Consider the following 21714-nt stretch of genomic DNA (forward strand, 5'->3'; position numbering starts at 1 on the left):
GCAATTCTTTTACTTATCAGGGCTATGCAATCAAAAAAGCTGCACTAAACCAGGCCAACAGGATTGGCAGCAACCTCATCAGGGATGGAGTTGCCGCCTCCAGGCGTTTTGTCTTTAAGCACCAAACGCAAAAGCAACGGTGCAAGGAAGGTGGTGCTAATCACCATCAATAGAACGGCAGCTTCTAAAGAAGGAGAAAGCAGTCCGGCGCTTGTACCCAGCCCAAGAAAAATCAAACCAACTTCACCGCGAGGCATCATGCCAAGACCAACAACCAAACGATTGGTGGGTTTGTCAATCCAGAAAGCCCAACCAGCAGCAATCTTGCCCACAATCGCTACAACAACCAGGAAGCCAGCCACAACGAGTGCAGAGCGGCTCGCAGGATCCAGAGGATTGATCACTGAAAGATCCATGCCAGCGCCAACCAAAACAAAGAAAATCGTGGCGAAGAGGGTCACGATCGGCAAAACCGACTGCTGAATCGCGTGATTGTTCTTCGAGCTGCTGAGGATCAATCCAGCGGCAAAGGCCCCCAAAGCGGCTTCCAAACCAATCGCCGTAGCGATAAAGCAACACAGCACAAGAATCACAAACGAGGCAACAACAACCGCTCCAGGCGCTTTAAGTCGGTCGATCACCCAATCAAAGGCTGGAGCCGCAGTACGGCTAAGCACGATTGCTAAGACCACAAACACTGTCGCTGCTACGACAAGTTTCACAATCGGGGCAATCTCGAGGTTTCCTCCTGTGGCCAAGGCCACAACAACAGCCAGGATCACAATGCCAAGGATGTCATCAAGCACAGCCGCACCAATGACGATCTGGCCCTCTCGCGTTTTGAGATAACCGAGTTCGCCAAACACACTGGCAGTGATGCCGATGCTGGTAGCAGTCATCGAAGCACCAGCAAAAATCGCCGGGATCAATTCCACCTGGAAGAGAACCATCAAACCAAAGGTGCCTAAGGCAAAAGGCAGCACCACGCCAGCCATGGCCACTGTGAAGGCCTGGACTCCTACAGCGACCAACTCTTCCAACTCACTTTCCAACCCGGTGAGGAAAAGCAGGGCATACAAGCCGAGCGTGGCAACCGCTTGCAGAGAGGGGAAGGTTTCGTAATAGAGGTCTGGTACGGCCTCAGGAGGAATCGAGGCCAAAGCGCTGATCAGGCTGACCAAACCCTCATTCAAATGAGAATGAGTACTCGGCGGCACCAATAGATGCAAACCTGAGGCCCCGATCAGAACCCCTGCCAGCAGTTCGCCGACGATCGTAGGTAGATGCAAACGCACCAAAAGCTCAGCCAGAGTGCGTGCTGCAACAAAAATCAGCAAGAAATTCAGCACACCGATCAAAGTTTCAGCCACCTCCACGTCGTGGCTGCTCAGCACGGACAACACTGAATGCAAAACCATGGAGCCGGATTTCAGTCTTTGTGAGCGAGATTAAAGGAAAGGCAAATCCTGCTTTGGTGTACTCAAAACGAAGCGTGAGGAGAACCTGCAGGTGTTGATGTGCGGTTGCTAGGGCAAACAAGCCGCACATCGCAGCTAACTTCCAGAGATTCCCCAGCTGGGTTCGATGGCCTAAACCCTTCGCCTCAAGAGAATGAGCATCCTCAACACACGTGACGAGGATGAACCAATCAATCACCTTGACACCTTTTGAGCTGCCGATTGGCCACTGACTCCTGCTCCGCCTGATTACTCGTTCCCTTAATACCCCTTACAAGGAGAGCCTCCAGCCCTCCAACATTATTTTCTCTCCGCCGTCATGAGCAGCTCCCACCCCCTAGATCTACGCCTGCCCACTCCGGGGTGCTTCGCCGACCCTGAACGAGCCGGGCTGGATGCCGATGCTGTATTCGACGGGATGACAGAACATCTGTTCTTTACCCTCGGAAAACTTGCTCCCACAGCAAGTAACCATGATCTCTACATGGCCCTGAGTTATGCCGTGCGGGATCGGCTGATGACTCGCTACCTGGCAAGTCTTGAGGCAATCCGAGCCAGACCCCACAAGACGGTGGCCTATCTATCTGCTGAATTTCTCATCGGTCCGCAGCTCAACAGCAACCTGCTCAACCTTGGCATCTCGAAAGAAATCGCAGAGCAAGCTTTACGCCGCTTCCGGATCGAATCACTCGATCAGATCCTTGAGGTCGAGGAAGAGCCCGGTCTCGGCAATGGAGGTCTAGGCCGTCTTGCCGCCTGCTACATGGAATCACTGGCCAGCCTGCAGGTGCCAGCTATCGGCTATGGAATCCGCTACGAATTCGGCATCTTCAACCAGTTGATCCGAGATGGCTGGCAGGTAGAGGTCACAGACAAATGGCTCAAGGGTGGTTGGCCATGGGAACTCCCCCAACCCGAGGAGGCCTGCTTCGTGGGCTTTGGTGGTCGCACCGAGAGCTACACCGACGGCAAGGGCAACTACCGCTCACGCTGGATCCCCTCCGAGCATGCCATCGGCATTCCCCACGATGTGCCGGTCCTTGGCTATCGGGTCAACACCTGTAACCGCCTACGCCTCTGGCGAGCAGACGCGACTGAAAGCTTTGATTTCTACGCCTTCAACATCGGTGACTACTACGGCGCTGTGGAAGAAAAGGTTGGTTCAGAAACCCTTTCCAAGGTGCTCTATCCCAATGACGGCACCGATGAAGGACGCCGCCTGCGCCTCAAGCAGCAACACTTCTTTGTGAGCTGCTCCCTCCAAGACATGCTGCGCAGTCTTGGAAACCGAGGCATTCCCATTGAAGAGTTCCCTAATCACTGGACCGTTCAGCTCAACGACACCCACCCGGCGATTGCAGTAGCAGAGCTGATGCGACTGCTCATTGATGAGCACTATCTGGATTGGGACACCGCCTGGGACATCACGACCCGCTCAGTCGCATACACCAACCACACGTTGTTGCCAGAAGCCCTAGAGAAGTGGGATCTCACTCGCTTTGCCAGCCTGCTGCCCCGGCACCTTGAGCTGATCTATGAGATCAACCGCCGCTTCCTACAACAGGTACGCCTGCGTTACCCAGGCAATGATGCTATCCAGAGAAAATTATCGATCATCGATGAGGATGGTGGCAAGGCCGTGCGCATGGCGAACTTGGCCACCATTGCAGCCCATCATGTGAACGGTGTTGCGGCGTTGCACTCTGATCTGTTGAAGCGACAGCTGATGCCGGAATTCGCTGAGATCTGGCCGGAGAAATTCACCAATGTCACGAATGGCGTCACGCCGCGGCGCTGGGTAGCCCTTGCAAACCCAGCCCTCTCACGATTACTCGATGAACACGTTGGTCCTGAATGGATCACCAACATGGAATTACTCACCAAGCTGGAGGAGCGGCAACATGACACCGCCTTCCTAGAGCAATGGGGAGCAACCAAACTTTCGGTGAAGCGCAAACTTGCCGGTTACATCCATCGACAAACCGGTGTTCTGGTGGATCCTTCGAGCCTCTTCGATGTGCAGGTCAAACGAATCCATGAATACAAACGCCAACACCTCAATGCCCTGCAGGTGATCACCCACTACCTGCGCATCAAGAACGGCCAGGCCAAGGGAATGGCTCCGCGCACCGTGATCTTTGGAGGCAAGGCAGCACCTGGCTACTACATGGCCAAACTGATCATCCGCTTCATCAATGGCATTGCCGAAACAATCAACGCTGATCCCGATATGGAGGGCCGCCTTCGGGTCGTTTTCCTACCTGACTACAACGTAAAACTCGCTGAGCAGATTTATCCCGCCTCAGACCTCTCCGAACAGGTCTCAACCGCAGGCAAGGAAGCTTCAGGCACCGGCAACATGAAGTTCGCGATGAACGGAGCTCTCACCATCGGCACCCTTGATGGTGCCAACGTTGAAATCCGTGAGCGAGTCGGCCCTGAGAACTTCTTCCTGTTTGGCAAAACCGAGACGGAAATCATGGAACTCCAAACCAAGGGTTATCGACCCAGGCAAATTGTTGAAACCTTGCCCGAGCTAGCGGACGCCTTAAGGCTGATCGGCCTTGGCCATTTCAGCAACGGCGATGGAGAACTGTTCCGCCCCCTGCTCGACAACCTAACTGGCTTCGATCCATTCTTCGTATTAGCCGATTTCGCCGATTATCTGCGCGCCCAGGACGAGGTCAACCAAGCCTGGACCAACCGGAAACAATGGAACCGGATGTCACTGTTAAACACCGCAAGGACTGGCTTCTTCTCCTCAGACCGCTCAATCCAAGACTACTGTCAGACAATCTGGAAAGCTGAGCCCTTCCCTGTAGAAATTACCTGCGATGTGCCCTGAAGAATCAATAAACGATGGATTAGGAAAGCTAATTGCGATCAGGCAAATCAGGGGTCTGATGCAGAAGACGGTTGAGGCGAAGCCGATCTGCATTGAGAGGATCTGGAGCTAGTTCACCTGCAAGTTCTCGGAATTTCTGCTCAACAGCTTCTGGCACCTTCACATCAAAGATGCGTTCCATCAGGGCTTCAATGGAAAACAGGTGCGCATTGATGTTCTCCAAATCAGCGATCGATTGCTGGATTGCATCAGCTGGCTCTTCTCCCCCACTAACAGGAGTGGCGTGACTATTAGCAGCCTCATTGGCTTGGGAGCCATATTGCTTCTGCAGATCTTCAAGAACACGACCAGAAAGTGTTCGAAAAGACTGCAAAGCAGCCCAATTGAGCTCCTGCTGATGACGCAAGGTAGGGCACTCACGAATCAGCCGATCATGCTCCCGGTAAAACCTTTGACAGTCAGGGCATTGACAGGGCTCTTCAGGCACCGCACTCCGTCTAGCTCAGATCCCATCATGGCATCTACTAAGCCGCAAGAGGAGGCTCGCTTGAAAAACTGCCCTCCCCCGAATCTGTATCGCCTGGAGCCGGCAAGGGAATCTCAATGGTGGACACCACCTGGATCACGTCGCGAAGTCGCATCGAATCAGCAAACCAACCCATCGCCTGCTCGGTATCACCTCGACGTTCAGCATCACTGGCCTGATCTTCATGAGCCTCAGCCAATAGAGCCAACCAACAGAGGCAGCGTGCCTGAACCACAGAGAGGTCCAGGTCCATGGGTTGTGAATTTGCAATGCTCTCGCTTTCCTGCTGCACAAGTAGCCGTAGCCGCAGATCGTGAAGCTGGGTCATGACGCCTGATCCACCGAATCAACACTAGCGAGAGCGTGGCATTTGCCTAGCCCACCAGATGTAGTACCGGCTACCGCGAACAGTTGGCAAAAAACGGGGCTGGCGGGACTCGAACCCACGACCTACGGTTTAGGAAACCGTCGCTCTATCCGGCTGAGCTACAGCCCCATCACAGGGAATTATGCCCTCAATGCATGATGGAAGCTGAAAGCAGGTGAGGTGTTTGCGATCAAGTCGTCATTGCCATTGGCAAGACGAGCTTGGTTGAGGAAAGTCCGGGCTCCCCGATGGCCAGACTTGCTGGGTAATGCCCAGTGCGGGTGACCGTGAGGAGAGTGCCACAGAAAAACACCGCCGATGGCCTCATGGGTTTTTACTCCGGGCACAGGCAAGGGTGCAAAGGTGCGGTAAGAGCGCACCAGCAGCATCGAGAGGTGCTGGCTCGGTAAACCCCGGTTGGGAGCAAGGCCAAGGGGCGATGGCTGGCCATCTGCCACGTTCCACATAAATGCGCCGCTTGAGGCCGTCGGTAACGGCGGTCCTAGATAGATGAGCACCCACTGCTCTTGAGCAGTGAACAGAACCCGGCTTACGACCTGCTTTCACCCTCTTCCCTAACGCTGTTGATCAATCTGCAGAGAAGGCCAGACAATCCATCCTTAGCGTGATGACTCATCGATCGAAGACGAAAACATCCCGAACAACCCCAAAAAACCTCTCTAACGAGCGGGTCCAGCAACTGCAAAACCTGCTAAAGAAACTCGCGCTGGTGGATCCTGCACGATCAAAAAGCTGCCCTGGAACTGAACCGAGAGGTTTAGCCATTCTCGATGAAGCACTGACGCACACCTCAGCTCAAGAAATAACCAACCACGAGCGCCTGGAATTCCTTGGCGACGCAGTTCTGCGGCTAGCCGCCTCGGAGTATATCGATCGCCACTTCCCGCGCATGAATGTAGGCGAGCGCTCGGCATTAAGAGCTCACCTTGTGAGTGATCGCTGGCTAGCCGAAGTCGGTCAACGTATCGGCATCGAAGCAGTACTCATCATCGGACCCATGGCTGCAGGGGATGCCTCTGCTAAACCCACCCTGCAGGCTGAAGCAACCGAAGCGTTGATTGGAGCGCTCTATGAGTGCTGGCAAAGCCTTGAGCCAATCCACCACTGGCTCACACCTCACTGGCAAGAGGCAAGCAGTGCGGTTCTAGCCGATCCTCATCGACTGAACAGCAAATCCGCGCTGCAGGAATGGAGCCAGGCACGGGGGCTCGGGCTACCCCGCTACGAATGTGCAGAACGAAGCAAGCAACATGGCGATCCTCAACGTTATGTTTGCCAAGTTCATCTCGATGATCGGCCAATTGGAGAGGGTTGGGGAGGCTCCCGCCGCAATGCCGAGCAAGAGGCAGCCCGCCACTCACTACAGGCACTCACCCAATCAGCTAACGACAACTCAAGCCGCACTGAACAGAAAGCCATGCTCCTGAAAGATGGAGATCAATCTCCTTGCTGACTAGAGAAAATCAGTGGCAGCAGTGAAGGGACTGCCAAAAACCTCAAGCCAGCAAAAGATGTTTCAGAGGGATCGTGACCAACTTGTCCCAGTTCCCCCCCTCAAACAACACCGCAGCTCGATCTCCACTGATACGTTGCACACATCCGCTATAGCCGTTGTAGATCGAGCGAATCTCGTTCACAACCACATTGGAACCAGGCAAGATCGGTGCTTCTACAGAGGCCATGAGATCAGCTTTTGGCAGTCTTAGCGCCATTATCAGCAGAAATGCTTTCTCCGCCCATGAACGGCGACGAAGACTGGCTCACCGTGGGAAAACTGGTGGCCGCCCAAGGAATGCAAGGTGAACTACGCATCAACCCCAGCAGTGACTTCCCTGAACGCTTCACTCTTCCTGGTCAACGCTGGCTCAAAGAACGCAATGGTGAGCCCCGACCTATTGAATTGCTGACTGGACGTCAACTACCTGGCAGGTCGCTCTATGTCGTGAAATTTGCTGGGGTGAACAATCGCAATGCGGCCGAAGCGCTTGTAGGCCAAAAACTACTGGTGCCTTCAAGTGATCGTCCTAGCCTGGCCGAAGGCGAGTTTCACCTGCTTGATTTAGTCGGCCTCGAAGCCCGTTTGCAAGCCGAAGGCCCTGCAATCGGTCATGTGATCGACCTCACCACCGCCGGGAACGACCTCCTCGAGATCGAATTACTGACAGGAAGGCGGGTTCTGGTTCCATTCGTGGAAGCCATCGTTCCAGAAGTGCAACTCAATCAAGGCTGGCTCCGACTCACCCCACCTCCTGGACTGCTAGAGCTCTAACCAATCGACAGAAGCAAGATATCTAAGCGATTCTGGGAACACTGAAGTAGCAAACCGTGGCCACCCCCCCCCTGATTCCAGTAATCCTCTGTGGGGGAACAGGTACCCGCCTTTGGCCGCTGTCGCGCGCGAGCTACCCCAAGCAGTACTGGGCTCTAAGCGGCTCCAGTGAAGAAACGCTGCTTCAGCAAACACAACAAAGACTTAAAGGCATCGAGGGGCTTAGTGCGCCACTACTGATCTGCAACGAAGAGCATCGCTTCATCGTGGCCGAGCAGATGCGCCAAATCGATGTGGAGCCCAATGCAATCCTGCTCGAGCCCATGGGTCGCAATACCGCTCCAGCAGTAACAGTGGCGGCACTGCAAGCCACAGAACGAGGCGAAGATCCGATCCTGCTAGTTCTGGCTGCAGACCATGTCATACGCAATGCAACCCAGTTCCGTCATGTCATCGAAGCCGGTCGCATCCCCGCAGAAGCCGGGCGACTTGTGACCTTCGGCATCGTGCCCACCGCCCCTGAAACAGGTTACGGATATATCGAAGCAGCAGAATCATTCGGCAACGGTGAACCCAAAGCCGTACCCATTGCCAGGTTTGTGGAAAAACCGGATCGCATCGCCGCTGAGCAGTTCCTCGCAAATGGATGCTTCACCTGGAACAGTGGCATGTTTATGTTCAAAGCGAGCGCCATACTTAGCGAGCTGGAGCGACTATCTCCCGAGGTGGTGAGCTGTTGCCGTGCTGCCCTGGAGCAGGAAGTGCCCGACCTTGACTTCTTACGGCTGGAACGTGAGGCCTTCGCTAAATGTCCCAACATCGCTATCGATGTGGCAGTTATGGAGCAAACCGAACTGGGCACTGTGCTGCCTCTCGATGCTGGCTGGAGTGACGTGGGCAGCTGGAGTGCCTTATGGGACACCACTGATCGAGATCTGAACGGCAACGTGCTACGAGGTCATGTCATCGCTGAAAGCAGTCGAAATTGTTACCTACGTAGCGAACATCGCCTGGTGGTAGGCCTAGGAGTAGAGAACCTGGTCGTAGTCGAAACCGACGATGCTGTACTTATTGCCGAGCGAAGTAAAGCCCAAGACGTAAAAACTATTGTCAAACAACTAGAAGCAGACGGAAGCCCAGAAGGCAAGGCTCACCGCAAGATCTATCGCCCTTGGGGGCATTACACCTCTGTAGTTGAAGACAGCCGTTGGCAGGTCAAACGTATCGAGGTGAAACCCGGTGCAAGCCTCTCCCTACAAATGCACCATCACCGTGCTGAGCACTGGATCGTAGTCAAAGGAACCGCCTTAGTTGAAAGAGACGGAGCGCGCCAATTAGTAGGCGAGAACCAGAGCACCTACATCCCATTGGGCTGCAAGCACCGACTCACCAATCCTGGACGAATGCCAATGGAATTAATAGAGGTGCAAAGTGGCCCTTACTTAGGCGAAGACGACATAGTCCGCTTTGAAGATCGTTACGGACGTAGCGAAAAAATGATCATCAATTGATCTATTCCACTGCTCTATTCCACCGTGACGCTTTTGGCCAAGTTGCGTGGCTGATCAACGTCCAAGCCTCGATGAGCTGCAATGTGATAGCTCAGTAGCTGTATCGGAACAAGTGTGAGCAGGGGGCTGATCCACTCGCTCACCTCAGGGACAGGAAGTAAAGCATCAAACAAGTCCGTATCAGGACACTCCGGCGCCACACCGATCAGCTTTGCATCACGAGCTTTCGCCTCCTGTGCATTGCTGAGCACCTTCTCAAAAACCACTCCCGGCATCGCAATCGAGACGACCGGCACATGCGCGTCGAGCAAAGCAATAGGTCCATGCTTCATTTCCCCAGCTGGGTAGCCCTCTGCATGGATATAGCTGATCTCCTTAAGCTTGAGAGCCCCCTCGAGAGCAATGGGATAGTTGATGCCACGACCCAAAAAGATCACATCCTGAGTATCAGCGAAGCGATTAGCTAAAACTTCGCAGCGTTGATCATGAAGCTCCACCAGCGAGTGCAGCTGATGCGGTAAAGCCTTTAGTTCCTCTTTTAGGTTGGCAATCTCAGTCACTGAACGGTGACTACGACGAGCAGCAAATGCCAACGCAAGCCCATAAAAAGCCAACAACTGCCCCAAGAAGGTCTTTGTAGCTGCCACCCCCACTTCAATCCCTGCACCGATTTCGAGAATGTATGGAACCTGACGAGTCAGGGAGCTTTCTGGCCGATTCGTGACCCCTAACTGGCGAGGCGCAAATGCAGGCTCCCCATGAGCCTGCCTACGCTGAGCATCCATCGCCAATGCCGCGAGAGTATCAGCGGTCTCACCAGACTGGGTCACCCCAATCGTGAGTGTGTGGGGTGCTAGTGGAGGCGGTGCATAGCGAAACTCACTTGCGTAAAAGACAGAAGTGGGAATTCCCGCGAACTGCTCCAACAAATAGGCCCCTACAAGTGCCGCATGACGACTCGTGCCACAGGCCAAAATCTGAATTCGCTCTAGATCGCCATAAAAGGAATGATCGAAGGGCAAAGCCACAGGATCATCAGACGAAAGATCTGGAGGCAGATGACGTGCTAACCACAGCTCCGCAGTCTCAGGCTGCTCGTGGATTTCCTTCAGCATGAAATGACGGAAGTGACGTTTATCGGCCACTTGATCACCGCCACTGAGCAGTGAAGGGCTTCGCTGCTGCCGTTCGCCTTGTGCGTCATAAAGCTCAATCCCCAAAGGCGTGAGCAAGGCCACCTCTCCATCTTCCATAGGAAGAATCGTGCGCGTGAAGCCTGCCAAAGCTGGCGTATCACTTGCACAGAGGAATTCACCTTCGCCAAGACCAATCAACAGCGGTGCCTGCTTGCGTGCGACGACAAGAGCACCTGGTACTTCCCCCCAAACCACTGCAAGGGCATAGGCACCCTTCAACTGAGGCAACACCCGTTGCACAGCCTCTAACAACATCCTTCCATTAACGACTCGGCCCTGAACCTGCAGAGCACGAAGTTCAAGCGAGATGAGATGAGGAATGACTTCCGTATCTGTCTCTGAAACAAACCTCACCCCTTCAGCCTCAAGTGCCTCGCGGAGAGAACGGTGATTCTCGATAATGCCGTTCTGCACTACCGCCACAAGACCAGAGCCATCCCTATGGGGATGAGCATTGCGCTCTTCAGGTTTGCCATGGGTGGCCCAACGGGTGTGGCCGATGCCGCAATGCCCTGGCGCACCCTTCTCTTCCACACATTCTGTGAGGTTTACCAGCTTTCCTTGAGCCCGCTGGCAGGTGAGTCGACTTGAACCATCCTCAGCTAACAGCTCAACAGTGGCAAGACCAGCAGAGTCGTAACCGCGGTATTCGAGCTGCCTAAGCCCTTCTAACAGCAACGGGGCCGCCTCACGGGAGCCAATAACCGCAACGATTCCGCACATAAAAAAAGCCCGGCACCTGCCGGGCTGAGCTTATGGGGTAGATGCGCAAAACAGGGCCAACTGAAACTGAGACGTTGAACTCAGATCAGTAAGCCAGACCCATACTGCGCGTGGTCTCGTCGCCTAAATAAACCCGAATGCTAAGGAAATCAGTGGGGCAGGCGGTTTCGCATCGCTTGCATCCCACACAATCTTCAGTGCGAGGAGATGCAGCGATCTGGCCGGATTTATGGCCATCCCAGGGAACCATCTCGAGAACATCGAGAGGGCATGCACGAACGCATTGGGTGCAACCAATGCATGTGTCGTAAATCTTGACAGCGTGAGACATGAGCCTGGTCCGGAACAAAAGGCTTGAATTAACGGTAACTGGCAAGACTCCTATTGAGACAAGTTCGACGTGTTGCCGTCACCGTTGTTAACCCCACTACCGCCAGCTCGTAGGATGCGTCGTCCCGTCTTCACGGCTATGTCCCAGGAAGCGATCCTTGAGAAAGTCCGTTCAATCGTTACGGAGCAACTGAGTGTTGAGGCCGGCGAAGTGAAGCCAGAATCGAGTTTTCAGAACGACCTTGGTGCCGACTCCCTAGACACCGTGGAACTCGTGATGGCCCTCGAAGAGGCCTTCGACATCGAGATCCCCGACGAGGCGGCTGAGGGCATCACAACCGTCGGTGACGCCGTCAAGTACATCGAAGACAAGCAAGCCTGAGGATCGGCATGATGGAGGATCTCCATCGGGTTGTGATCACCGGTCTCGGAGCGGTCACACCGATTGGCAACACGGTCGCGGACTATTTAGAAGGGTTGAAGACAGCCAACAATGGCGTAGGCGCAATCAGCCTGTTTGACGCGTCAGCCCATGCATGTCGCTTTGCCGCAGAGGTCAAAGACTTTGACCCAACCGGTTTCCTCGAAGCGAAGGAATCAAAAAGATGGGATCGATTCAGCAAATTCGGTGTAGTAGCAGCCAAGCAGGCAGTTGCTGATGCCGGTCTAAGCATCGCAGAGGAAAATTCCTCCCGCATCGGGGTGATTATTGGTTCAGGTGTTGGTGGTCTGCTCACCATGGAGACCCAAGCCCACGTTTTGAATGAGAAAGGTCCCGGTCGGGTCAGCCCATTCACAGTGCCGATGATGATCCCCAACATGGCTACTGGGCTTGCCGCCATTGCATTGGGGGCCAAAGGACCCAGCTCAGCAGTAGCCACAGCCTGTGCAGCTGGATCCAATGCCATCGGCGATGCTTTCCGGCTGCTGCAACTCGGCAAAGCTGATGTAATGGTGTGTGGTGGTGCAGAAGCAAGCATCACGCCACTAGGTGTGGCTGGCTTCGCCAGTGCCAAGGCTCTCTCCTTCCGCAATGATGACCCCGCCACGGCTAGCCGTCCGTTCGATGCAGAACGAGATGGATTCGTCATCGGGGAAGGATCTGGCGTCCTGGTCCTTGAAACCCTTGAGCACGCCAAAAATCGCGATGCCACGATCCATGCTGAGATTGTGGGCTATGGCATCACCTGCGATGCCCACCACATCACCTCACCAACCCCTGGTGGCGTTGGTGGTGCAGAAGCAATCCGCCTGGCCCTAAAAGACGGACAGCTGGAGCCCACCAGCGTGGATTACATCAATGCCCATGGCACCAGTACTCCTGCCAATGACAGCAACGAAACAGCAGCCATCAAAAATGCTCTCGGTGAGAGGGCTTATCAGATTCCTGTGAGCTCCACAAAATCCATGACGGGTCACCTTCTTGGTGGATCGGGCGGCATTGAAGCTGTGGCGTGCGTGCTTGCCCTTCAGCACGGCATGGTGCCTCCCACCATTAATTACCTCAACCCAGATCCACAGTGTGATCTGGACTATGTCCCCAACATGGCCAGAGAACACAGATTAAGCGTGGTGCTCTCCAATTCCTTCGGCTTCGGCGGCCACAACGTCTGCCTCGCCTTCCGCCAAATGGCCTAAGCGGCTCTGCCGCCTCCATCCTTCAGACTCCCTGCTATCCCATCTCAACACCATGGTCGCTGCGACTGCTTCCCTAGATACGCTCTGCATCAACAGCATTCGCATGCTGGCCGTCGATGCGGTCAACAAGGCCAACAGCGGCCACCCTGGTCTTCCCATGGGCTGTGCCCCCATGGGCTACACCCTCTGGGACCAATTTCTGCATCACAACCCCAAGAATCCTCAGTGGTTCAACCGCGACCGCTTTGTCCTCTCAGCCGGTCACGGTTGCATGTTGGTTTACGCGCTGTTGCATCTCACCGGGTATGACTCGGTGAGCATCGAGGACATCAAGCAATTCCGCCAATGGGGCTCCCGCACTCCTGGACATCCCGAAACATTTGAGACCCCTGGAGTCGAAGTCACCGCAGGCCCCCTTGGTGCTGGGATCTCTAATGCCGTTGGCCTTGCGATCGCTGAAGCTCACCTTGCGGCCAAATTCAATAAACCCGAAGCAAAGATCGTTGATCACTACACCTACGTGGTGATGGGCGATGGCTGCAACCAAGAAGGTATTGCCTCGGAGGCCTGCTCCCTTGCCGGCCACCTCAAGCTAGGAAAACTGATCGCCCTCTACGACGACAACCACATCACGATCGACGGCCGCACAGACGTTTCCTTCACCGAAGACGTTCTCAAGCGCTACGAAGCCTATGGCTGGCATGTACAACATGTCGCCAATGGCGACACCGACGTGAATGCCATCGCCAAGGCGATCGCTGCCGCCAAGGCCGTGACCGATAAGCCGTCCATTATCAAGGTGACCACCACCATTGGTTACGGCTCCCCTAACAAAAGCGACACTGCCGGCGTGCATGGGGCGCCCCTTGGCGAAGAAGAAGCCACTCTCACTCGCCAACAACTGGGATGGAACTATGGCCCTTTTGAAATTCCCCAAGAGGCCTACGACCAGTACCGCAAGGCCATCGATCAAGGCGCTCGCCTTGAATCTGAGTGGAATCAAGCACTCGCCAACTACAGAAGTCAATACCCAAATGAAGCAGCTGAATTCGAGCGGATGTTGCGCGGTGAACTTCCCAAGGGGTGGGACAAAGATCTACCGACCTATACCCCTGAAGACAGCGGCCTCGCAACGCGTAAGCACTCCCAGATCTGCCTCGGCGCGCTGGGGCCAAATCTGCCCGAACTGATTGGCGGTTCTGCCGACCTCACTCACTCCAATTACACCGATATCAAAGGTGAAACCGGCTCCTTCCAAAAGGAAACACCCGAAAAGCGTTATCTACATTTCGGTGTGCGCGAGCACGCCATGGCCGCCATCCTCAATGGCATCGCATACCACAACAGTGGTCTAATCCCCTACGGCGGAACCTTCCTGGTTTTTGCTGACTACATGCGCGGCTCAATGCGCCTTTCAGCCTTAAGTGAGCTTGGAGTGATCTACGTACTCACCCATGACTCAATCGGCGTCGGTGAAGATGGGCCTACCCACCAACCGGTCGAAACCATTCCCTCCCTGCGCGCCATGCCAAACATGCTGGTGTTCCGTCCCGGAGATGGTAATGAGACCAGCGGAGCGTACAAATTAGCCATCCAGAATCGCAAACGCCCCAGCTCTCTTTGCCTGAGCCGTCAGGGCATGGCCAACCAAGCCAATTCATCCATCGAAAATGTCGCTCTCGGCGGCTACGTACTGGAAGATTGCGAAGGAACAGCTGATCTGATCCTGATCGGTACAGGCACAGAGCTTGACCTTTGCGTGCAAGCCGCCAAGCAACTCAGTGCTGAAGGCCACAAGATTCGCGTGGTCTCGATGCCTTGCATAGAACTTTTTGAAGAACAGAGCAGCGCATACAAACAAGAGGTGCTGCCAAACGCTGTACGCAAGCGCATCGTGGTGGAAGCCGCCGAATCATTTGGCTGGCACAAGTACATTGGCCTTGATGGCGACAGTGTGACCATGAACAGCTTTGGCGCTTCTGCACCAGGTGGCACATGCATGGAGAAGTTTGGCTTCACCGTAGAGAATGTGGTGGCGAAGTCCAAAGCGTTGCTGAATTGATCTGCAAGTTAATCAATAGCTCTAGCAAGCCTCGTTTCTGCTCCGCATCTCTACTGGTGCGGAGCTTTTTTATTGGTATCAAGTGAGCAGACATCTCCGCCTAGACTCAGATCTAAATATCTAACACTGAAGCCTTGCAACCGACTCGCAATCTTGTTACCGGAGGCGCAGGTTTTCTTGGCTCTCATCTAGTCGACAGGCTCATGCAGGCGGGGGAAGAAGTCATTTGCCTCGACAACTATTTAACTGGGCGCAAAGTCAATGTTGCGCAATGGATCGAGCATCCACGCTTCGAATTAATCAGACACGATGTCACCGAACCAATCAAGCTCGAAGTTGATCGGATCTGGCATCTGGCATGCCCTGCATCACCGGTTCACTATCAGTTTAATCCAATTAAAACAGCCAAAACCAGTTTTCTTGGTACCTACAACATGCTGGGCCTCGCTCGCAGGGTAGGCGCACGCCTACTACTCGCAAGCACAAGCGAGGTTTACGGCGACCCAGAAATTCATCCCCAACCAGAAAGCTATCGCGGTTGCGTTAACACAATCGGGATTCGCAGCTGTTACGACGAGGGAAAGCGCATTGCAGAAACACTCTGCTTCGACTACCAGCGCATCCATGCCACGGAGATCAGAGTGATGCGCATCTTCAACACCTATGGCCCCCGAATGTTGCCAGATGATGGCAGGGTGGTGAGCAACTTCATCATGCAGGCACTTCGTGGTGAACCACTAACCCTCTACGGAGATGGCCTACAAACGCGTTCATTCTGTTATGTGGATGATCTCATCGAAGGCATGTTGCGCCTCATGAACAGTGATACAACTGGACCCATTAACATCGGCAATCCCAGTGAATTCACGATTCGCCAACTAGCAGAGTTAGTTCGCAATAGTATCCAACCCAATCTGCCTTTGATCTCAAAGCCCTTGCCTCAAGACGATCCAATGCAACGCCAGCCAATAATCGACTTAGCCCAAAAGCAACTGGACTGGAAGCCACGCATTACACTTGAAGATGGACTAACAAGAACGATCGACTGGTTTCGTAAGCAACTATGAAACAATGGAGCAATAGAATTCACCCTGGCCTCGGCAAGTTCAAATATTAGCCATCAACTAGACAACTCCATTTATCAAAACAAACCATCAGAAATAACACGGATTTACTAACAGACAAGCACTAAAGAAAATATTGATTCTATGCCCGGAAGGAGCTTGCCTTACCGAGCATCGAAGGATGCTAAAATAGCAAGCGCTCAACCAATGCTTAGAGATGGCAGAGACTGCCAGCTTATCAATAATATTACCTGCTTTCAATGAAAGGGATAATATTTGCACCATCATCGAATCAATCATTGATCTATCCTTGCAATACAAGTTAGAGATTATTGTTGTAGATGATGATTCGCCAGATGGCACCTCTGAGGTGGTATTGGAATTGGCTCGTCAATATTCATTCATCCGATTAGTTAGGCGTGTAGGCAGAAGTGGTCTTTCCAGTGCTATCAAAGAAGGACTCTTAAATGCTTGCCATGAATATGCTCTTGTCATGGATTGCGATGGTCAACATCCTACGTCAGTCATCAAACAATCAATAAGTCATCTAAGAGACAAAGGCTTAGATCTTGTTGTTGGCAGCAGGTTTCTTCAAGGATCTGTAATCAATGGTCTCACCAATGATCGAGAAAGTGCTTCTACTTTTGCAAACTTTCTTGCCAAAAAAAGTATCTCAAAAAGATATCGTCATTTAACTGATTACATGAGTGGATTTTTTGCAGTCGACTTGAAGCAGGCCATGCCAATCATTCGCTCTGTTGATGTCAATGGCTTTAAGTTCCTATATGAATTATTGGCCAAAAGCAATGGAGCCTTATTGGTTGGCGAGGTACCCCTGATCTTCGAGAAGAGGCTTCATGGAAGCTCTAAACTGGATATCGCAGTCGCATGGGATTTCTTATTATCATTTCTACATTCAATTAGCCTAAAGCTTATTCCTCGTCGCGCAATAAGCTTTGCGCTCGTTGGCCTAAGTGGTGTTTTTGTACAGCTGTTTAGTGTTTTTATTCTCACCAATATACTTGCCTATTCTTTTCAATCCTCTCTGCCTATTGCTGTCATATTAGCAGCAACATCTAATTACTTAATCAACAATATTTTGACTTTTAGGTTTGCACGCCTTAATGGCTTAAAATTAATAAAAGGCCTTACAAAGTTTTTACTTGTTTCCTCTTTACCATTCGTGGCCAATATTGGTTTGGCATCTGCTTATTACGAGCACATCTCTTCCAACGAGCTGATCGCACAACTGCTTGGCATCATCTTTGCCTTTACTTGGAACTATGTGGCAAGCAGCAAATTTGTTTGGAATACTCCATAGCCATATAACTTATGCTCTTCATTGGTGACACATAAAATATTTTAGGACAATGCCATTTCAGACTTGCAATTGAATTGACGCATCTATCTCGTATGACTCAACATAGTCTCCAGCCATTCTATATGCTCTCGAGACAGATTTTCATTTATAGAATACTTGCTTCAGTCCGCAGATCTGGAAATGATCAATGTGCTGATATGCATTCAACTCTAGATTCACATCATAATGCCCCTGGGAAAAATCGCGAACTGCAACAATTACAAGTGATGATTTAAAGGCTCATGATGTTAAAGGGAGCTTGGATTGAGTTTGTCTTCTCGATACGTAAGGCCTGCACGACTTCATCGGTGTTCAGCAACAGTGTTGTCAAAGCGAACTAAATCTATCCAAATGAACTCAACTTTGAACAGATCCAGGAGGTTCCAGGCGTACCGCAAACCACTGCAGGCAGAGACCTTGGCCCACCTCCAGCTCACAAGCTGTATCAAGCAACCGCTGGGCCGCTGAAGCGAGTGAGTTCTGACTCTGCAAATCCTCTGGCAAGACATCCAAACTCTGGAGCCAAGTCTGCAACCAAACAAGTGTGTCAGCAGCGCTCAGAAGTCGCTCAGCCTGGCCAGGCTCCAAAACAACGTAGTGATCAGAATCACGAATCAAGGGATCAGACATTAGACAGCCATTTCTGCATCGATGTTCAAGCAAGGCTCATCGGACTGAGTCATCCGCCTCAAGCAATAACAACTCAAGCTGATCCCTCCAGTGGAATAAGGGCTGCAGCCGCGGGTGATCACTCAGGCCGAACACACCTTTACCGGCAAGTGCTGCCCCAGCCGAGGCTGGAAAACGCATTAAAGAAATCTGAGCGGCTACAGCTAAATCAGCCAAACTCATCGCATCTCCTACTAGCCAGGACCTTTTCTGCATCAAATCAGCCAATTGTTCGAGGCTCGCTAATAACTCAACCCTCTCTGCCTGGCCAATGATCTCAGAGACACCGTTCAATAACCCCCCCGGGAGATCTCCCATGACCTGACGCAAGGGAGTTGGCAGATCTTCTGGAAGAAGAGCTAAACGCAACTCAGAGTCCAAGGCTGCAGCCTGCAACAAAGCTGACCGGCCTGCCCGCGCCAATGTCGTATCAGCCCAATCTTCAATCAAGTACACCTGCGCGGCCTGCTGTGGATCAACCGGAATGAGGGCTGGTTCCGGCTGCTTAGCCTCGAGATGTCGAGCAATGGTGCTGGAATCTGCCAAAACAACATCGCCATCGACAAGTACAGGGACCTGACGCTGACCTGACAAGCGAAACACGTTGAGCTGTCCTAGCCCGGGGGTAACTTCCACCACCTGGTAAGTCAAACCCTTGGCCTGCAAGACCATCCGCACCTTGAGACAGAAGGCGGAATGGCGGAATTGATGCAGTTCCATCATCGTTTGCTCTGCCAAAAGAACGGCAGAGTAGCTAACAGCTTCAAAAGCCCGCTAAGGCAAAAAGGGCAATAATCGCATTTGGCTTTCGGCTGAGAGTGGAAAATGAAAAGAGCTGTTTTATACAGATTCAATCAAGTCAGGCCAATGCAATCGGCTTTGAAAGTTAGCCAAATGGCTGTATTTCAAGACACCAATCAAACAGTTTCTTCAAGGCAAATAATTAATTTAGCAACCGCAAATGGTGCATGCTGAGCAATGAATTAACAGAAATTTGCGACGCGCCGAAGAGAAGTGTTCCAGATTTCCTCCCCTTTAACGGCTTCGTTAATTGCCTTTTCTTGAGCAACACTGCCTACGGCTATCGCCAGAATGGCCGCACCAACTGAGCTGAGATCTGAGCCCCCCGCTGGCCGCTCTAAGCAATAGAGGCAACAGCAAGCCCTAAGACGCTGCACTGCGGTTTCTCAAAGGAACTACCGCAGTGCCTTCTACCTCACTAAACTAACGTCGTATAACTGGTCACACTGAGAATGCACGATACCGGCAACCTTTGCGCTCAGGTGATCTGTGACTTCAGAAGTAGCTTCATCCTCACTTTGGGCTAACCCATTTCCCAAAAACCCTCTGCAATAACTGAAGATGAGAGAGTTATTTCTCAACTTGTCACGCTATCCGCGATACCTCATCGCCTTCTGTCTTGGTTTGCTCAACAACTACATCGAGCCACTCGCCAAGCGTCGCAGTAATCCCGTCACTGCAATAGCCATCATTGGGGCCCTAATAAGTGGATTGATCAGCATTGTCTTAATCATGCATGCCATGGTGTATCCAACATCACTGGCATAGATATGGCACCTGGACGACGGGTGGAGCGGGTCGCTGCCCTAATTCGCCGAGAGACAAGCGAATTACTCATCCATGGCATCCGCGACGAACGGGTGCATCAGGGCATGGTGAGTATTACGAATGTGGAAGTCTCCGGCGATCTACAGCACTGCAAGATTTTTGTGAGCATTTACGGCGAAGAGATCCAACGCTCTGAAGTGCTAGAGGGTCTAGAGGCCGCCAGTGGTTTCCTCAGAGGCGAGCTTGGCCGCAGATTGCAGATGCGACGTGCACCTGAAGTGCACTTTCATTTGGATCGCGGAATCGAGAAGGGAACTTCGGTACTGAATCTTCTTGAGCAATTGGAACAACAGCGAGAAACCCTTGAAGAAGTGCCATCAGAGAGTGATCAACCAACCACTTACGAGACAACAACTGCCAACAAAACGTGAACCCGCCGATCCAGAGCCCCCTTCGACGTCAAGTCGCTGAGTTGCTGGTGGTGCGAGCAAGTGGTCATGCCAGCGATGACCAACGCCGTTATCCAAAATGGGAACTAAGCAACGCTGAGCTAAAACGTCTGCTCGCTGAAGGTGTGGGCGGTGTGATTTTGCTGGGCGGCACAAGCACCGAAATAAGGCATCGCTGCAAGAGACTTCGACAATGGGCGAGAGCACCCCTCCTGTTATGTGCCGATGTGGAAGAGGGTGTCGGTCAACGCTTTGAAGGCGGCACTTGGCTCGTACCGCCCATGGCCCTTGGACGGCTTTATCAAGAAGACCAAGGTCGTGCTGTCAATCTGGCCGAGCGCTACGGCCGCTGCACAGGACACCAAGCTCGACGCTGCGGACTCAACTGGGTGTTAGCACCCGTCTGCGATGTCAACAACAACCCAGCCAACCCTGTCATCAATGTGCGGGCATGGGGAGAAGACACTGCCACCGTCTCTTCTTTGGCCTGTGCTTTCCAACAAGGCCTTGCAGCAGAAGGTGTGCTGGGATGCGCCAAACACTTCCCAGGTCATGGCAATACGGGAATGGATTCCCATCTGCAGTTGCCTGTACTGGATGAAAACCTCCGCCAGCTTGTGGAGCTTGAACTCGTGCCTTTCCAGGCCGTCATGAAAGCCGGCATCGACAGCATCATGACAGCCCATCTATTGATGCGAAACCTCGACGCCTCCTGTCCGGCGACCCTGTCTCCAGCTGTTCTCCAAGACCTTTTACGCCGCAAACTCAAGTTCGAGGGCTTGGTCGTGACCGATGCCCTGGTCATGCGAGCAATCACTCAGTCCTATAGCGCTGGCGAAGCCGCCGTGATGGCCTTTGCCGCCGGTGCTGACCTGATTTTAATGCCCGAGAATGCAGATGACGCTATCGAGGCCCTATGCGAGGCCCTCCAGTCGGGCCAAATTCCAATGCAACGCTTGCACGCCTCCCTAGAACGCCGGCGAGAAGCCTTACAAAAGGTTGGCACCTCCACTGCAAAGCTGGCCCTCAAAGACAGCACAAGCATTGAGAAACCCCTGGAACGAGATGAAGACCGTGCTCTCGCCAGAGAACTGGTGACTGCATCGCTAAAAATCCACCATCCAGGACCGGTCACCCCAACTGAGTCAGGCATCAATCTCCTGCGGGTGGATGGAGTCTTGCCCTGCTCGGTACTCGCAGCCACGGCCCCAGCACTCGTACTGCCCTCTGAAGCTGGATTTCAAAGTTTGCTCTGTCACCCCCTAGGGATCTCTCCCTGGCAAGACGACCCAGATCAGCCTTTAGCTCTAGAACGATTGGGAATCGGCCCAATAATGCTGCAACTTTTCTTACGCGGGAACCCCTTCCGTGGCGACCAGGATCGCCACGAGCCATGGGTGGCAACCGTCAAGCAACTCCAACAGCAAAAACGCCTCGCAGCCCTAGTTGTCTACGGCAGTCCTTACATCTGGGATGAGCTGATTGAAGTGTTAAATATCGGCATCCCCGCGGCTTACAGCCCTGGTCAGATGCCTGAAGCCCAGCGCCAGGTTCTTGCCTGCCTGCTACAACCTGCGCAGGTGCAATCAAGTGCCCAAACGCCGCTGTTCCAAGACTTCACGGACTGACGTCTATATCCTCGAGCCACCCTCCAAACC

Annotated in this window: 21 protein-coding genes, 1 tRNA gene and 1 other RNA gene; 13 read left to right on the plus strand and 10 right to left on the minus strand. The window is 53.0% G+C overall.

Going from position 1 to position 21714, the window contains the following annotated elements:
- Positions 1-44: 44 nt before the first annotated feature.
- Positions 45-1418 carry a cation:proton antiporter gene (locus SIB41_RS09625; RefSeq protein WP_413358486.1) on the minus strand — a complete coding sequence of 458 codons (1374 nt, stop codon included), beginning with the start codon at positions 1416-1418 and terminating at the stop codon, positions 45-47.
- On the minus strand, positions 1363-1656 hold the full coding sequence (locus SIB41_RS09630) for a hypothetical protein (protein ID WP_413358489.1): 294 nt from the start codon (positions 1654-1656) through the stop codon (positions 1363-1365). Before SIB41_RS09630 ends, SIB41_RS09625 begins: the two co-directional genes overlap by 56 nt.
- A 120-nt stretch (positions 1657-1776) precedes the next feature.
- Here SIB41_RS09630 and SIB41_RS09635 point away from each other — a divergent pair, with 120 nt between their 5' ends.
- Positions 1777-4302 (plus strand): glycogen/starch/alpha-glucan phosphorylase, encoded by a 2526-nt coding sequence (locus SIB41_RS09635; protein WP_413358491.1) that lies wholly within the window; start codon positions 1777-1779, stop codon positions 4300-4302.
- 28 nt (positions 4303-4330) lie between these two features.
- Here SIB41_RS09635 and SIB41_RS09640 read toward each other — a convergent pair whose 3' ends face one another.
- The 3 genes from SIB41_RS09640 to SIB41_RS09650 all read right to left on the minus strand — a co-directional run bounded on the left by SIB41_RS09640 (position 4331) and on the right by SIB41_RS09650 (position 5324).
- On the minus strand, positions 4331-4789 hold the full coding sequence (locus tag SIB41_RS09640; protein ID WP_413358493.1) for a hypothetical protein: 459 nt from the start codon (positions 4787-4789) through the stop codon (positions 4331-4333).
- A gap of 37 nt (positions 4790-4826) precedes the next feature.
- Positions 4827-5156, minus strand: a complete 330-nt coding sequence (locus tag SIB41_RS09645) for a hypothetical protein (protein ID WP_011827172.1) — start codon at positions 5154-5156, stop codon at positions 4827-4829.
- 94 nt (positions 5157-5250) lie between these two features.
- Positions 5251-5324 (minus strand) — tRNA-Arg (locus tag SIB41_RS09650).
- Between the two features lie 38 nt (positions 5325-5362).
- On the opposite strand from SIB41_RS09650, the gene rnpB reads away from it, so the two are divergent.
- An RNA gene (rnpB, locus tag SIB41_RS09655) (RNase P RNA component class A) lies at positions 5363-5764 on the plus strand.
- Between the two features lie 59 nt (positions 5765-5823).
- Complete coding sequence (rnc, locus tag SIB41_RS09660; RefSeq protein WP_413358495.1) at positions 5824-6669, plus strand: ribonuclease III; 846 nt, start codon at positions 5824-5826, stop codon at positions 6667-6669.
- A 43-nt stretch (positions 6670-6712) separates the two neighbouring features.
- On the opposite strand, the gene SIB41_RS09665 is transcribed toward rnc, so the two are convergent.
- On the minus strand, positions 6713-6898 hold the full coding sequence (locus SIB41_RS09665) for an NAD(P)H dehydrogenase subunit NdhS (protein WP_063416920.1): 186 nt from the start codon (positions 6896-6898) through the stop codon (positions 6713-6715).
- A 41-nt stretch (positions 6899-6939) separates the two neighbouring features.
- Between SIB41_RS09665 and rimM the strand changes: the two genes are divergently transcribed.
- Both rimM and SIB41_RS09675 read left to right on the plus strand, forming a co-directional pair.
- Positions 6940-7485, plus strand: a complete 546-nt coding sequence (gene rimM, locus SIB41_RS09670) for a ribosome maturation factor RimM (RefSeq protein WP_413358497.1) — start codon at positions 6940-6942, stop codon at positions 7483-7485.
- Positions 7486-7541: 56 nt separating this feature from the next.
- Positions 7542-8996, plus strand: coding sequence for a mannose-1-phosphate guanylyltransferase/mannose-6-phosphate isomerase (locus tag SIB41_RS09675; protein WP_413358499.1), 1455 nt, complete (start codon positions 7542-7544; stop codon positions 8994-8996).
- A gap of 14 nt (positions 8997-9010) precedes the next feature.
- Here the strand turns inward: SIB41_RS09675 and glmS are convergent, their stop codons facing one another.
- Together glmS and psaC are read right to left on the minus strand one after the other, a co-directional pair.
- Positions 9011-10915 (minus strand): glutamine--fructose-6-phosphate transaminase (isomerizing), encoded by a 1905-nt coding sequence (gene glmS, locus SIB41_RS09680; RefSeq protein WP_413358501.1) that lies wholly within the window; start codon positions 10913-10915, stop codon positions 9011-9013.
- 85 nt (positions 10916-11000) lie between these two features.
- The gene (psaC, locus tag SIB41_RS09685) at positions 11001-11246 is read right to left on the minus strand and encodes a photosystem I iron-sulfur center protein PsaC (RefSeq protein ID WP_011827179.1); all 246 of its coding nucleotides are present in this window, start codon (positions 11244-11246) and stop codon (positions 11001-11003) included.
- 138 nt (positions 11247-11384) lie between these two features.
- Between psaC and acpP the strand changes: the two genes are divergently transcribed.
- The 5 genes from acpP to SIB41_RS09710 all read left to right on the plus strand — a co-directional run bounded on the left by acpP (position 11385) and on the right by SIB41_RS09710 (position 17330).
- The gene (gene acpP / locus SIB41_RS09690; protein ID WP_011131320.1) at positions 11385-11627 is read left to right on the plus strand and encodes an acyl carrier protein; all 243 of its coding nucleotides are present in this window, start codon (positions 11385-11387) and stop codon (positions 11625-11627) included.
- An 8-nt stretch (positions 11628-11635) separates the two neighbouring features.
- Positions 11636-12883, plus strand: coding sequence for a beta-ketoacyl-ACP synthase II (gene fabF, locus SIB41_RS09695; protein ID WP_063420530.1), 1248 nt, complete (start codon positions 11636-11638; stop codon positions 12881-12883).
- A 52-nt stretch (positions 12884-12935) separates the two neighbouring features.
- Positions 12936-14945 carry a transketolase gene (gene tkt / locus SIB41_RS09700; protein WP_063420531.1) on the plus strand — a complete coding sequence of 670 codons (2010 nt, stop codon included), beginning with the start codon at positions 12936-12938 and terminating at the stop codon, positions 14943-14945.
- A 134-nt stretch (positions 14946-15079) separates the two neighbouring features.
- On the plus strand, positions 15080-16012 hold the full coding sequence (locus SIB41_RS09705) for a UDP-glucuronic acid decarboxylase family protein (RefSeq protein WP_413358504.1): 933 nt from the start codon (positions 15080-15082) through the stop codon (positions 16010-16012).
- Positions 16013-16226: 214 nt separating this feature from the next.
- Positions 16227-17330, plus strand: coding sequence for a glycosyltransferase family 2 protein (locus SIB41_RS09710; RefSeq protein ID WP_413358506.1), 1104 nt, complete (start codon positions 16227-16229; stop codon positions 17328-17330).
- Between the two features lie 396 nt (positions 17331-17726).
- Here SIB41_RS09710 and SIB41_RS09715 read toward each other — a convergent pair whose 3' ends face one another.
- Together SIB41_RS09715 and SIB41_RS09720 are read right to left on the minus strand one after the other, a co-directional pair.
- Entirely contained in the window at positions 17727-17999 is a 273-nt protein-coding gene (locus tag SIB41_RS09715; RefSeq protein WP_413358508.1) for a chlororespiratory reduction protein 7, read from the minus strand.
- 36 nt (positions 18000-18035) lie between these two features.
- The gene (locus tag SIB41_RS09720; RefSeq protein ID WP_413361503.1) at positions 18036-18761 is read right to left on the minus strand and encodes a glutathione S-transferase family protein; all 726 of its coding nucleotides are present in this window, start codon (positions 18759-18761) and stop codon (positions 18036-18038) included.
- A gap of 639 nt (positions 18762-19400) precedes the next feature.
- On the opposite strand from SIB41_RS09720, the gene SIB41_RS09725 reads away from it, so the two are divergent.
- The 3 genes from SIB41_RS09725 to SIB41_RS09735 are packed head-to-tail and all read left to right on the plus strand — an operon-like array spanning position 19401 to position 21684.
- On the plus strand, positions 19401-19607 hold the full coding sequence (locus SIB41_RS09725; RefSeq protein WP_011827188.1) for a DUF751 family protein: 207 nt from the start codon (positions 19401-19403) through the stop codon (positions 19605-19607).
- Between the two features lie 2 nt (positions 19608-19609).
- Entirely contained in the window at positions 19610-20038 is a 429-nt protein-coding gene (gene rbfA, locus SIB41_RS09730; protein ID WP_413358510.1) for a 30S ribosome-binding factor RbfA, read from the plus strand.
- A complete protein-coding gene (locus SIB41_RS09735; RefSeq protein ID WP_413358512.1) occupies positions 20035-21684 on the plus strand; it encodes a glycoside hydrolase family 3 N-terminal domain-containing protein in 1650 nt (549 codons plus the stop codon). Before rbfA ends, SIB41_RS09735 begins: the two co-directional genes overlap by 4 nt.
- Positions 21685-21714: the final 30 nt, after the last annotated feature.

This window comes from Prochlorococcus sp. MIT 1201, assembly GCF_047303415.1.
In the GTDB taxonomy this organism is placed as follows: Bacteria; Cyanobacteriota; Cyanobacteriia; order PCC-6307; family Cyanobiaceae; genus Prochlorococcus; species Prochlorococcus marinus_D.